Consider the following 12868-nt stretch of genomic DNA (forward strand, 5'->3'; position numbering starts at 1 on the left):
GGCGGAGGACTTCAGGAGAGTTTGCGGATGCGTTCGGTCCAGGTCTGGACGCCGGCATCGATCAGCTGCAGTGCGTTCTCGAAGGCTTCGCGGCCGAGCTTGTACGGGTCGGGCACGTTCAGCCGGGCGGCGTCGCCGAGCCGGTAGACCTTGCCGCGCACGAAGGGATAGCTCTGTTCGACGAAGCGCTTCTGCGCATCGTCCATGGTCAGGATCAGGTCCGTCTCCTGGCACATGGCCAGGCTCACCTGACGCGCGCGGTGCGCGCCGATGTCGATGCCACGTTCGCTCATGAGGGCGAGCGCCGTGGGATCGGCACCGTGGCCGATGAGCGCGCCGATGCCGGCGGAGCTCACGGCGACGCCGGGAAGCTGCTGTGCGAACAGGGCCTCGGCCATCGGGCTGCGGCAGATGTTCCCGACGCAGAGGACGAGGAGGGAATTCATGGACGAACGCAAAGAGAAAGGGCGCAGCGCGCACGGGGCGCGGCTGCAGCGGGCGCTGCGAGGATTACGCACACACCGGTCGCCCGGATGCTAACCGGCACGATGAATTCAGCGTTGGACATCGAAGTCGAGAATGTTGTCTCCCGCACGCGGGCGTGTATCGGGTGGCGGGCCGAAGCTGCGCGAATCCGGGTCACGGGCGTAGGTGAGGTCGTACAGCGTCACGGCGCGGCCCAGGCGGGCGCCGCCGTCGCGGGTCAGCGGCGACCAGTTGAAGCCGATGACGGAGCGGCTGGACCGGGGCAGCAGCGCGTCCAGCGGGATCGAGAGGAAGATGCCCTTGTCGAAGCTGCCTTCGCCGAACTGGGCGGACGAGACGTTGGTCTTGGTGGCGTAGGCGCCCATGGTCAGGCCGTTGTCGAAGCGCTTGGCGATGTCGATCGACACGCCGCGGTCGCCAGCGAGGTACTGGCCGGCGCTCAGCCGCACGAGCACGCCGTTCCAGCCGGTGTTCCAGTACAGCGAAGCATGGCCCGTGTTGACCTGGTAGTCGCGCAGCGAGAAGTGCTGTGCGTACTCGCGCTGGCGCACGTGGTTGATGTCGATGCCGAAGGCCAGGCGGCTGCCCCACGGGCGGTACAGCCATTCGCCGCCCACGCCCGCGAACATCGATTCGAGGTAGCCGCCATAGACGCTGTAGTACTGGTCGCTGGCCAGCTGGCCCACATGCGTCAGCTGCAGGTTCGGGACCGTCACCCGGCTGGTCGTCAGATAGAGCCGCTGGTCCGTGCGCACGCGGGGCAGGTTGCTGGGCGCGTCGTAGGTGAAGCTGCCGTAGTTGTCGGCCAGCCGCAGGTTGACCTGGCCCTGCAGCCATGTCTGTTGCGTGAAGCGGTACTGGGCATTGGCCTTCGCGCCCAGTTCGACGAGCGCGAAGTTGTTGGGGCCGCCCACCACCTGGCTGAAGTTCGGCGAGATGCTGAAGTTGAAGCGGTCCGCGGGCCGCTCCCAGGCCGTGGCCGTCTCGGCAGGGCCGCCCGAGCCCGTGGCGGGGGGCAACTGTGCCTCGGTGAGTTCGTCCGGCACCGGCGCGTAGTCGCGCTGCGTCACGTCGCGCGCCAGGTGCGGCGGCAGGGGCTGCGCATGCGCCGCGACCCACTCCTCGCGCTGGAAGGCCTGGGCCTGGATCGCGATGCCGCGCTCTTCGTAATGGATGACGAAGGTGCGGATCCCGGCCGGCGCGCTGTGATGCAGCACGGCCACGGCGCGGTCCGAGCGCACCTCCCGGTAGACGGCATCGCTGTCGCTCACCCAGAGGTGCAGCACGTCGTCCTTGGGCGCGATGCGCAGCACGCGCCAGCCCGTCTGCGCCTCGACCTGCTCGGCCGTGCTCGCCCAGCCGGGCGGCTTCGCCGGGGCCTCGGGCATGAAGCGGGGCAACGGTGGATCGAGCAGCTTGGGCGTCTGGGCTTCCGCCGCGTTGCCGGACAGGGTGAGGCCGATCATGAACTTGTCGCCCCGCTCGAAGCCGGCGGCGAGAGTGACGTTCTTGTTGAGCTTGTAGGCCAGTCCCACGTTGATGGGGGAGCGGCGCGGCAGCGCGTTGCTGAAGGGTTCGCTCTGGTAGTTGTTGCCGTCGTATTCGATCTTCAGGGTCAGCGGATCCCAGGGCGTGCGCCATTGCACGCCGCCGAACAGGGCGGCCGGGCCGCGGAAGTAGCTGCTCAGGTTGGCCTCGCCGGCCGTGCTGGCCGCGGGCCGCGTCTTGAAGCGATCGCTCAGCAGCGTGAAGGGATTGCTGATGTTGCCGCTCGAGCCCATGTAGCCCCAGCCGATGCCCAGGCTGAAATCCAGGTCGCCCCAGCGCTTGTTGCCGACCAGGTATTCGCTGGAGAACAGGCCCGTACCGCCGATGTCCCGGAAACCGAGCGACACCTCGGGCAGGTACGCCGATTCACGCATGAGCCTGAACTTGACGTCGATGCTCTTGTCCTTGTAGCTCAGCGTGCTGATGTTGGGACCGTATTCGCGGTTGGAGATGCTCGTGTAGCGGAAGCCCGCCTCCATCCAGTCGAAGGGCTGGAACATGATGTTCAACCGGCTGTAGGGCCACACGGAGTTGTACGACGCGCGGATCTCGCCCGCAGACCCCATGCGTGCCGTGGGCGTCTGCAGCAGGCCGGTCTCGCCCCAGTCGTTGGCGCTGACGTCCAGCGGGCGGGGCAGCGCACTCACCACCGCGGGCAGGCTGCCGTCGGCGACGAAGGCGCTCGATGGCGTGGCAGCACTGGCGGGCGGCACCACGGGGCCCTGCCGCGCGGGGGCCGGTCCCTGGGTGGCCAGGAACTTGATGAGCCCTTCAGACGCAGCAACCAGGTCGGCCATCGTGCGCGGAGGGGCCCAGAGCCAGGCGCCGGGCGCCGGCTCCACGCCGGCTTCCGCATTCCAGCCGGCGACGCCGATGCGCGTGGTGCGGCCATCGGGCTGCGCCAGCCAGGCCCAGTCCGCGGCGCCCATCCGTCCGCAGGCCTGCAGGTAATCGCCCACCCAGCGGCCGCTGGCGTGCGGCACATGGCACAGGGTGCCGTCCGGCTGGACCACCACCACATCGGCCGTGCGGCCCGTGGGCAGCGCAAAGCGGGCGCGGTCACGCGCCACCGGGTCCTGCCCGGGATTCACTTCAAGCCAGCGTGGGTCGGTGATGCTCAGTGCCACCCGGCCCGTGGCCGGCAGGCTGTGCAGCCAGGCCAGCAGGCGCTGGCGGATCTCCCGGTCCTGCCCCGACAACTGGGCGGCGGACCGCTCCAGGTGGACCAGCAGGACATTGCGCAGGTATTGCTGCGGCAGCTTCTCCTGCGGCACCAGCCAGGCCAACGCCGGATCGGCAGGCTGGGGCGACTGGCGCAGCAGCCAGTGGCTCAGCCGCTCGCCTTCCAGGGTGGGCAGGGGGGCAGGATCCTCGGCCGGTGGCGCCGCAGGCTGCGCCTGCGCCGCCACGGCGGCGCCGAGCCCGAACGCGGCAAGCAGATGGATCCTGAGGGGATGGAGGCGGAAAGTGCGTTCGCGCGTCTTCATGAGCCGGCAGATGTCGGCGTGGCTGTCGCTGAGGGCGCGCTCCACCGCTCGAAGGTGTAGCAGGCCTCGGCACTCAGGCATTGCTCCGAGTACACGACCGACGGCGAACCGTTCGCCGTCATGGCAATCCCGAATCTGGCGGGAGGCAGCATAGGGCCGGGGGATGTTGATTCGGTGACTTGTTCTTCGAACCACCTCAGCGAAGCGGCGCGCGCGCCCTGCAGGGCCGCGGGCGTGTAGCTTGCCAGCGGCGTGACGCGCACGGTTTCGCGGATGTTCAAGTGGTAGCCCGGCATGACGTCGCGCACGCGCAGATAGCTGCCGGAGGTCTGTGCCTGTGCCCCGACCGGCCAGAGCGGGAGCCGCTCCACCTGGGCGCGCCGCCAGTCCGGATTCAACCCGGTGGTGCCGACGACCCTGCCATCCAGGAGGCGAACGACTTCGCCCTCTCCCCTGTACCACACCTCGACCGTGCCTTCCGGCGTGGGATCGAGGTAACCCAGCACCATGTAGATGGCGGTGCCGGCATGCGTCACGCGCAGGTAGCGGAAGGACGGATTGAAGACCGAGGGCTGCTGGTCCCGGATGCCGCCTGCCGTGCGGTCATACAAAAGCCGGGCACTGTCGCCCAACGCTGCACTGCCGGTGCTACAGCCTCCCACCAAAGCCGTTGCCAGAACGCAACAAAGCAGCCTCAGATGGAGATGCATCGAAGGCTGCCGCCGCGTGGAAGAGCGCACCCCTCGGCCACGAAGGGTGCTGGATCTCACCGGCTCGTGGTGCCGGTGGTGCCCGTCGTGCCAGTGGTGCCCGTGCCGGGGAAGACGCCGGCGTTACCGCCGTCGCTGCCGCCGCCGGCCGCTGCGCCAATGGCCAAGGCGCCAGCCAGGCCAGCCACGGCGAGACCCGCAGCGCCCAGGCCACCTGCAGCCGCGCCCGTAGCGCCGGCCGCACCAGCGGTCCCGCCGCCGGCCGCGCCACCGGCGCCACCTGCCCCACCGCCAGCGCCGGGCGTCGCCTCGGTGGGCGTCGAAGACGGCGGAGGAGGCGTCTGCGCGGAGGCGATCATGGGTGCGGACACCAGAGCGGCCGCAGCGACCATCGAAACGAAACGAGCAAAGTTCATGGCACTTCCCCAAAAAGCCTGTGTGGCCAACATGCCAGCCGCGCCCAAGGCGCACCTGACCCAAAATGTTTCCCGAAGTTTAACGGCCGTGGCCGCGGAAGGCCATTTTTTGTTGCAGTGCAGCTGGGTAACAATCTGTCCCATGACCACATGGATCGATGAAGTGAGCTGGGACGCAGCGGGGCTGGTGCCCGTGATCGCCCAGGAGCACGGTTCCAAGGACATTTTGATGTTCGCCTGGATGAACCGGGAGGCCCTCGCCAAGACCGTGGAGACGGGGCGGGCGGTCTATTTCAGTCGCTCGCGCGGCAGGCTCTGGTTCAAGGGCGAGGAGTCCGGGCATGTCCAGCGTGTGCACGAGATCCGGCTGGACTGCGACAACGATGTCGTCCTGCTCTCGGTGACACAGGAGGGGCATGATCCCGGCATTGCCTGCCACACGGGCCGTCATAGTTGTTTCTTCCAAAAGTATTCTGATGGCCGGTGGGTCGCCGTCGAACCGGTGTTGAAGGACCCGACCTCGATCTACAAATGACAGTTCCCGATTCCTCCGACCCGATGCCTGCCTCCCCGACGCTCGACATCCTAGAGCGCCTTGCCGGGGTGATCGAAAGCCGCCGGCCCGCCGCGGGCGGTGATCCGAGCAGCAGCTATGTCGCCCGACTGCTTCACAAGGGGCCCGATGGCTTCCTCAAGAAGGTGGGCGAAGAGGCCACGGAGGTGGTCATGGCCTGCAAGGATGCCGATCACGGCGCACCGCGGGAAAAAATAGTGAACGAAGTGGCCGACCTGTGGTTCCACTGCATGGTGGCGCTGGCCCATTACGGGCTCTCGCCCCGGGACGTGGCGGCCGAACTGGCGCGCCGCGAAGGGATGAGCGGCATCGAGGAAAAGGCCCTGCGCAAGGCGCAGGCGCGCGAGGCGGCGGGTGATTGACGCCTCGGCCCGCGCCGCGGGCGCTTCGACATTCAGCTGGAGGAAGCCATGAGCAAGGACATCATCGACGTGGGAGGCAGCGATTCGCTGCGCGCCGTGGGCTGGGTGAGCTATGTGCTGCACCTCATCGTCGCCATCGCGGCCGTGGTGCCGGGCGCCCAGGTGTCGGTGCTGCTGCTGCTCATTGCCCTGCTGATCGACTTTGTCAAACGCGACGATGCGGCTGGCACCTGGCAGGCCTCGCACTTCACGTGGCGCATCCGGTCGGTGCTGTGGGCGGGACTGCTCTACGTCCTGACCTCGTGGCTCTGGCTGCTCTTTCTCGTGCCCGGATGGATCGCGTGGAGCCTGATCTCGCTGTGGTTCCTGTACCGCATCGTCAAGGGCATGGTCCGGATGAATGCCGGCCGCCCCATGGACACTGCGGCTGCCGCGTGACCGCCAGCCCGTCTTCCTGCCTTCCCCTCCATAAAAAGACCCTATCGAATGGCTGAGCCCGACTGCATCTTCTGCAAGATCGTCGAAGGAAAGATTCCTTCGCGGAAGGTGTATGAAGACGACGACCTGTATGCTTTCCACGACATCGCGCCGTGGGCACCCGTGCATTTCCTGATCGTGCCGAAGCGGCACATCGCCTCGATGGCGCACCTCACGCCCGAGCACGAGTCGTTGATGGGCCGCATCATGACCCTGGCGCCCCGTCTGGCCCTGGAGCAGGGTTGTGGCGCCTATCCCGAGGGTGGCTTCCGCGTGGTGGTGAACACCGGCAAGGAAGGCGGGCAGGAGGTGCACCATCTCCATGTCCACGTCATGGGCGGTCCGCGTCCCTGGCTCAAGGGCTGAGCCCGTCCGCAGTCTAAAATTTGAACATTGTTAGGAGTCTTCCATGGGTTCGTTTTCCATCTGGCACTGGCTGATCGTGCTGCTCATCGTGGTCATGGTCTTCGGCACCAAGAAGCTGAAGAACATCGGTTCGGACCTCGGCGGTGCCGTCAAGGGCTTCAAGGACGGCATGAAGGACGGATCGTCCGACGCGCCCGCCGCAGGGACGCCCACGCAGCAGGTGACCGGCCAGCCTTCGGCCGACAAGTCCACCATCGACGTCGAGGCGCGTCAGAAGTCCTGAGTGCTGCGCGCAATTCCTGAGCGAGGGGCACGCCGGTGATCGATCTGGGCATTTCGAAGATGGCGCTGATCGGCGCCGTTGCACTGGTCGTGATCGGCCCCGAGAAGCTGCCGCGCGTGGCGCGGACGGTTGGTACGCTGCTGGGCAAGGCGCAGCGCTACGTCAACGACGTCAAGGCGGAGGTCAACCGCTCCATGGAGCTGGATGAGCTGCGCAAGATGAAGGACAGCGTCGAAGGCGCGGCGCGCGACGTGGAGCAGAGCATCCGCGAAGGCGCGCAGGACGTGCACAACGACCTCTCCGGCCTGGACACCGTCACGCCGGCCACCTCGTACGACGCCGCGCCGGTCTACCCCGTCTACCGCCATCCGAAGAAGAACTGGCGCCTCAAGCAGGGCGCCGTTCCAAGCTGGTACAAGGCGCGCAACAAGGTTCGCACCCGCGCGCAGTCCGGAGCCGCTCGCGTGGCCCGTCATCGGCCACGGCCCGGCGCCTGAGCCGCGGAAGCCTGCACGGTACATCCCGGCTCCGCGGCTTTTTTCCTTTCCGTTCATTTGTGCGCCCGAATCCGGCCACGCGGTGACCTCTGATGGCTGACTCTCCCTCCCACGACAAAGAAGACGAGCTTGCAGGCACGGAGCAGCCGTTCGTTGCCCACCTGACCGAGCTGCGTGACCGGCTCCTCTACTGCATCTACGGCATCGCACTGGCGGCGGCATTGCTGGCCGTCTGGCCGGGGCCCGGGGGCCTGATCGACTGGATCGCCATGCCCATCAAGGCGCACATGCCGCCCGATGCCAAGCTGATCGCCGTTGGTGTGTTCTCGCCCTTCTTCGTGCCGCTGAAGGTGCTGGCCATGGCGGCCGTGCTGCTGGCGCTGCCTTGGCTCATGTACCAGGTCTGGGCCTTCGTGGCGCCGGGCCTCTACAGCCATGAGAAGCGCTTTGCCCTGCCGCTGATCATCTTCGGCAGCTTCCTGGCCTATGCGGGCATTGCCTTCGTGCAGTTCTTCGTGCTGGACAAGATGTTCGCCTTCATCCAGCGCTTCACACCGGCCTCGGTGGCGGCCACGCCCGACATTTCGTCGTACGTGGAGTCCATCCTCTCGCTGTACATCGCCTTCGGCCTCGCGTTCCAGGTGCCGATCGTGGTGATGCTGCTGGTGCGGTTCGAGATGGTGACCATCGAGAAGCTGCGCAGCTTCCGTGGCTACTTCATCGTGCTGTCCTTCGTGGTGGCGGCGGTGGTCACGCCGCCCGACGTCATTTCGCAACTTGCGCTGGCCGTGCCGATGTGCGTGCTGTACGAAATCGGCATCGTCGCCGCGCGGTACTTCGCCAACGCCACGCGGGCGCCCGAAGAGACCGAGGCCGCGAGCGAAGAAGCGAAGTCGGCGGGACAGTAAACAAGCGCGGACCCGGCGCCGCGCACGCCTGTTGTCCAGGCGAGGCGTTTCTCGCTCAGGCGACCCAGGGGCCGGCACGCATGCGCTGCGGCCCCATCGTCCGGACAGGATTCGCCTGCGCTACTCGGCCTGGCGCCGCTGCACCGGCGTGGCCGGCCTTGTTCCGGCGGTGACGTCGACCTCGATCCGGTCGTTGCCGCGCTGAACCTGGAAGCGGCTGGCCGTGCCCGGCTTGAGCCCGGCCACGGCAGTCAGCAGTTCCTGCACATTGCCGATGGCCTTGTCGCCCACACCGGTGATCACGTCGCCCGGCCGGATGCCGGCCTGCGCGGCGGGCGCGTTCTGCAGCACGCCCGTGATGATCACGCCCTGGGTCGCCTTGACGCCGAAGGTCTCGGCCATCTCGGGCGTGAGCGTGGCGGGCTCCACGCCGATCCATCCGCGGGTGACGCGGCCATCCTTCACGATGCCTTCGAGCACCTGCTTGGCCGTGGACACGGGAATGGCGAAGCCGATGCCCATGCTGCCGCCCGAGCGCGAATAGATGGCGGTGTTGATGCCCTGCAGATTGCCCTCGGTGTCGATCAGCGCGCCGCCGGAGTTGCCGGGGTTGATGGCGGCATCCGTCTGGATGAAGTTCTCGAAGGTGTTGATGCCGAGCTGGTTGCGGCCCAGCGCCGAGACGATGCCGCTGGTCACCGTCTGTCCGACGCCGAAGGGATTGCCGATGGCCAGCACCTGGTCGCCCACCAGCAGTGCGTCGGAATTGCCGAGCACGATCACCGGCAGCTTGTCCAGGGCGATGCGGATGACCGCCAGGTCGGTGTCGGGGTCGGTGCCGATCAGGCGGCCGCTGGCATGCCGGCCGTCGTTCAGGGTGACCTCGATCTCGTCGGCGCCCTCGACCACATGGTTGTTGGTCAGGATGTAGCCGTCCGCGCTGACGATCACGCCGCTGCCCAGGCCGACCTGGGGCTGTTCGTTGTCCTGGTCGCCGAAGAAGAAGCGGAACCAGGGATCGTTCGAGCGCGGATGCCGCGGCGCTGCCTTGCTGGTGTTGATGCTGACGACCGCGGGCGCCGCCTTCTGCGCGGCGGCCGCAAAGCTGCCGGGCGCCGGCGCGGCCGGCGCCGAGGCGGGCGCCTCGATGATGGAGACGACGCCGCCCAGGGAGGTGCTGCCTCGCCGGACCCATTCGGGCTTGAGGGTGGCGACGACGAAATAGCCCGCGAGCAGGACGGTCACGGCCTGGGCAAAGAGCAGCCAGATGCGCTTCATGAGGAGAGAGGAGGGGTGCTGTGGCAGAGGGAAGGCGGAGGGTTCCGCCGGCCCGGAATTGTCTCCCAACGGTCGGAACCGACTTTTGATTCGACGTCGGACAAGACCCCGTTGCGGCTCGAAGCCAGGGGTAAACCCTAAAATCTCCGACCTCGGCCTATCCGGCCGCCACGACAGTGGCCCGCGCAACCCAACCGGTTGTTGCGTCTCATGCCTGTCGACGCCCCTCGCTGTCTTCTCACCTTCCGTGTCCCGTGTCGGACGCGCCGGCCGGCGGCCGTCTCCGCTGCATTGCTCTGCCATGTCCTCTGCATCCTCCTCCGCCGGCCCACGCTCGCTTACCGCGCGCGATTACAAGACGCTCGCCCTCTCGGCGCTGGGCGGCACGCTCGAGTTCTACGACTTCGTCATCTATGTCTTCTTCGCCACGGTGATCGGGGCGTTGTTCTTCCCCGCAGAGATGCCCGACTGGTTGCGCCAGTTGCAGACCTTCGGCATCTTCGCAGCGGGCTACCTGGCCCGGCCGGTCGGCGGCATCGTCATCGCCCACTTCGGCGATCTGCTGGGCCGCAAGCGCATGTTCTCGCTGTCGATCTTCCTGATGGCGGTGCCGACGCTGGTGATCGGCCTGCTGCCCACCTACGCGGCGATCGGCGTGGCCGCCCCGTTGCTGCTGCTGCTCATGCGTGTGCTGCAGGGCGCCGCGATCGGCGGCGAGATGCCGGGCGCCTGGGTCTTCATCGGCGAGCATGTGCCGGCCCAGCGCTACGGGTTGGGCGTGGGCACGCTCACGGCCGGGATCACCGGCGGCATCCTGCTCGGGTCTCTGGTGGCCGTGGCCATCAACACCCATTACGTCCCGACCGAGGTGAGCGACTTCGCCTGGCGCATTCCCTTCATCCTGGGTGGCGTGTTCGGCCTGGTGTCGGTGTACCTGCGGCGCTTCCTGCACGAGACGCCGGTGTTTCAGGAGCTGGCCCAGCGGCGCAATGTGGCGGCCGAATTGCCCCTCAAGACCATCGTGCGCGACCACCGCGGCCCCGTCTTCTTCGTGGCACTCCTGACCTGGGTGCTGTCCGCCGCCATCGTGGTGGTGGTGCTGTACACGCCCACCTACCTGCAGAAGGTGCACCACATCCCTGCGGCCATCGCGCTGGAGGCCAATGCCCTGGCCACGCTGACGCTGACCCTCGGCTGCGTGATCGTCGGCTGGGCCTGCGACCGCTTTGGCACGCGACCGACCATGCTGGTGGGCTGGGCGGGTCTCTTCATCACGGCCTATCTTTTCTACAAGGGGCTGCCGGGCACCACCGCCTCGCTCTTCTGGCACTACGGGCTGGTCGGCCTGTTCGTCGGCACCATCGCCACGGTGCCGATCGCCGGGGTGCGCGCCTTTCCGGCGCCGGTGCGCTTCTCCGGTCTGTCGTTTGCCTACAACATGTCGTACGCCATCTTCGGCGGGCTGACGCCTGTGATCCTGACGCTCTGGCTGCAGCGCGACCTGATGGCGCCCGCCCACTATGTCGGTGCGCTCGCAGTGCTGGGCTTCGTGCTGGCCTGGTTGCCGCTGGCTGCGCGCGGCCATGCCATGCGGCCCGCGACAATGCACGCATGAGCATCACGCGATCCGCCCTGCTGCACGCCTTCGACGAGCTGCTGTCGCCCGAACGGTTCAAGGACTACGGGCCCAACGGCCTCCAGGTGGAAGGGCGAGGCGAGATCCGCAAGATCGTCTCCGGCGTGACCGCCAGTCGCGCCTTCATCGAAGCGGCCATCGCCGCGGGCGCGGATGCCTTGTTCGTCCACCACGGTCTGTTCTGGCGCGGCCAGGACGGGCGGGTGACTGGCTGGATGCGCCAGCGCCTGGGCCTGCTGATCGGCCATGACGTCAATCTCTTTGCCTATCACCTGCCGCTGGACGCCCATGCCGAACTGGGCAACAACGCGCAGTTGGGCAGGCAACTGGGGCTGATCCCCCGGGCCCCGCGATTCGGCGACCAGGACCTGGGCTGGCTCGGCGCGCCGGGCGCGGGGCTGCAGTTCGAGAGCGCGCAGCAACTGGCCCTGCACATCGAGGCGCGGCTGGAGCGGCGCGTCACTGCCGTTCCCGGCGACGGCCGGCCGTTGCGGCGCATCGCATGGTGCACGGGTGGCGCGCAGGGCTTCTTCGAGGCCGCCATCGCCGCCGGGGCCGATGCCTTCATCACCGGCGAGATCTCCGAGCCGCAGGCGCACTACGCCCGGGAGTCGGGAGTGGCCTTCCTCGCCTGCGGCCACCATGCCACCGAGCGCTATGGCGCCCCCGCTGTCGCCGCGCATGTCGCGGCACAACTTGGACTGGCGCACGAGTTCATCGACATCGACAACCCTGCCTGAGCCGTTCGCCATGCTTGCCCCTGATGCTTCTTCCGTCCTGGCACTCACCCAGGGAGACCCGGCGGGCATCGGTCCGGAGATCATCGTGCGTGCCTGGCAGGAGGCGCCGGATGCGCTGCGGCATTGCTTCGTCGCCGGCGATGTCGCCGTGATGCGCCGTGCTGCCCGATTGATGGCCGGTCCGCAGGGCCTGGCCTGGCCCGTCGCGCAGATTGAGCAACCGGCCGATGCGCTGGCCGTGCCGCCTCGATGCATTCCCGTGCTGCAGGTCGGCGCTCCGCTGGTGCCGCCAGACTATGGCCGTATCACGGCCGAAGCGGGCCGCAGCGCGGGCACGGCCGTCGAATGGGCGGCGCGCGCCGCGCTGCGCCAGGAGATCGCGGCCATGGTGACGGCCCCCCTGCACAAGGAGGCGTTGTCTGCGGCCGGCTACGGTTTTCCGGGCCACACCGAACTGCTCCAGGCCGAGGCGGCGGCCTTCCGGGGCGTGGGCATCGATGAGGTTCCGGTGCGGATGATGCTGGCCAACGACGAACTGCGCACCGTGCTGGTCAGCATCCATGTGTCGCTGAGGGAGGCCATCGATCGCCTGAGCCGCAGCGGCGTGCTGCAGACGCTGCGCATCACGCATGCCTCGCTGGCCCGTATGCTGGGCCGCGTGCCACGCATCGCCGTGGCGGGCCTCAATCCGCATGCGGGGGAGGGCGGCCTGTTCGGCCGGGAGGAAATCGAGCAGATCGCCCCGGCGGTGGCCGACGCGCGCGCCGAGGGCATCGAGGCCTTCGGCCCCTTCGCGCCGGACACGGTGTTCATGCGGGCTCGACGCCAGCCGGGCCAGGCCGGAGGCGAATTCGACGCCGTGATCGCGATGTACCACGACCAGGGGCTCATCCCGGTGAAGTACCTGGGTGTGGAGACCGGTGTCAACGTGACGCTGGGCCTGCCCTTCGTGCGCACCAGCCCAGACCACGGCACCGCCTTCGACATTGCCGGTCAGGGCATCGCGAAGGCCGACAGCCTGATCGCCGCCGTGCGGATGGCGCGCAGCCTGGCCGGCTGCTGAGCGCGCTGCCGGCGAACAGCGTGCTGCGCCGACGGCC

15 protein-coding genes are annotated in these 12868 nt (G+C 68.0%); 10 read left to right on the top strand and 5 right to left on the bottom strand.

Annotated features, from left to right (window positions below):
• Nucleotides 1–11: 11 nt before the first annotated feature.
• The 4 genes from L0984_RS15605 to L0984_RS15620 all read right to left on the bottom strand — a co-directional run bounded on the left by L0984_RS15605 (nt 12) and on the right by L0984_RS15620 (nt 4647).
• Nucleotides 12–446, bottom strand: a complete 435-nt coding sequence (locus tag L0984_RS15605) for a low molecular weight protein-tyrosine-phosphatase (RefSeq protein ID WP_234194544.1) — start codon at nt 444–446, stop codon at nt 12–14.
• A 108-nt stretch (nt 447–554) separates the two neighbouring features.
• On the bottom strand, nt 555–3566 hold the full coding sequence (locus L0984_RS15610) for a YjbH domain-containing protein (protein WP_234194545.1): 3012 nt from the start codon (nt 3564–3566) through the stop codon (nt 555–557).
• Nucleotides 3518–4153, bottom strand: coding sequence for a YjbF family lipoprotein (locus L0984_RS15615; RefSeq protein WP_234194546.1), 636 nt, complete (start codon nt 4151–4153; stop codon nt 3518–3520). The genes L0984_RS15610 and L0984_RS15615 overlap by 49 nt, the downstream gene beginning before the upstream one ends.
• 134 nt (nt 4154–4287) lie before the next feature.
• Complete coding sequence (locus L0984_RS15620) at nt 4288–4647, bottom strand: hypothetical protein (protein ID WP_234194547.1); 360 nt, start codon at nt 4645–4647, stop codon at nt 4288–4290.
• Between the two features lie 142 nt (nt 4648–4789).
• On the opposite strand from L0984_RS15620, the gene hisI reads away from it, so the two are divergent.
• The 7 genes from hisI (at nt 4790) to tatC (ending at nt 8114) form a co-directional block, all read left to right on the top strand.
• Nucleotides 4790–5182, top strand: a complete 393-nt coding sequence (gene hisI, locus L0984_RS15625) for a phosphoribosyl-AMP cyclohydrolase (protein WP_017761024.1) — start codon at nt 4790–4792, stop codon at nt 5180–5182.
• A gap of 23 nt (nt 5183–5205) precedes the next feature.
• A complete protein-coding gene (locus L0984_RS15630) occupies nt 5206–5583 on the top strand; it encodes a phosphoribosyl-ATP diphosphatase (protein ID WP_370646012.1) in 378 nt (125 codons plus the stop codon).
• A gap of 48 nt (nt 5584–5631) precedes the next feature.
• Entirely contained in the window at nt 5632–6021 is a 390-nt protein-coding gene (locus tag L0984_RS15635) for a DUF4870 family protein (protein WP_234194549.1), read from the top strand.
• Between the two features lie 48 nt (nt 6022–6069).
• Complete coding sequence (locus tag L0984_RS15640; RefSeq protein WP_234194550.1) at nt 6070–6426, top strand: histidine triad nucleotide-binding protein; 357 nt, start codon at nt 6070–6072, stop codon at nt 6424–6426.
• 43 nt (nt 6427–6469) lie between these two features.
• The gene (gene tatA, locus L0984_RS15645; RefSeq protein ID WP_017761020.1) at nt 6470–6709 is read left to right on the top strand and encodes a Sec-independent protein translocase subunit TatA; all 240 of its coding nucleotides are present in this window, start codon (nt 6470–6472) and stop codon (nt 6707–6709) included.
• Nucleotides 6710–6744: 35 nt separating this feature from the next.
• On the top strand, nt 6745–7206 hold the full coding sequence (gene tatB / locus L0984_RS15650; RefSeq protein ID WP_234194551.1) for a Sec-independent protein translocase protein TatB: 462 nt from the start codon (nt 6745–6747) through the stop codon (nt 7204–7206).
• Between the two features lie 92 nt (nt 7207–7298).
• A complete protein-coding gene (gene tatC, locus L0984_RS15655) occupies nt 7299–8114 on the top strand; it encodes a twin-arginine translocase subunit TatC (protein ID WP_234194552.1) in 816 nt (271 codons plus the stop codon).
• A 120-nt stretch (nt 8115–8234) separates the two neighbouring features.
• Here the strand turns inward: tatC and L0984_RS15660 are convergent, their stop codons facing one another.
• Nucleotides 8235–9392: a S1C family serine protease gene (locus tag L0984_RS15660; RefSeq protein WP_234194553.1), complete on the bottom strand. Its 1158-nt coding sequence runs from the start codon at nt 9390–9392 to the stop codon at nt 8235–8237.
• 301 nt (nt 9393–9693) lie between these two features.
• Between L0984_RS15660 and L0984_RS15665 the strand changes: the two genes are divergently transcribed.
• Genes L0984_RS15665 through pdxA form a run of 3 tightly spaced genes read left to right on the top strand, consistent with a single transcriptional unit; the run spans nt 9694 to nt 12831 of the window.
• Nucleotides 9694–11007, top strand: coding sequence for an MFS transporter (locus L0984_RS15665; protein WP_234194554.1), 1314 nt, complete (start codon nt 9694–9696; stop codon nt 11005–11007).
• Entirely contained in the window at nt 11004–11768 is a 765-nt protein-coding gene (locus tag L0984_RS15670; protein ID WP_234194555.1) for a Nif3-like dinuclear metal center hexameric protein, read from the top strand. Before L0984_RS15665 ends, L0984_RS15670 begins: the two co-directional genes overlap by 4 nt.
• Before the next feature lie 10 nt (nt 11769–11778).
• Nucleotides 11779–12831, top strand: coding sequence for a 4-hydroxythreonine-4-phosphate dehydrogenase PdxA (gene pdxA, locus L0984_RS15675; protein WP_234194556.1), 1053 nt, complete (start codon nt 11779–11781; stop codon nt 12829–12831).
• The last annotated feature ends 37 nt before the right edge of the window (nt 12832–12868 follow it).

Origin of the sequence: Pseudacidovorax sp. NFM-22, from assembly GCF_021401245.1 — a bacterium.
In the GTDB taxonomy this organism is placed as follows: Bacteria; Pseudomonadota; Gammaproteobacteria; order Burkholderiales; family Burkholderiaceae_C; genus Xenophilus.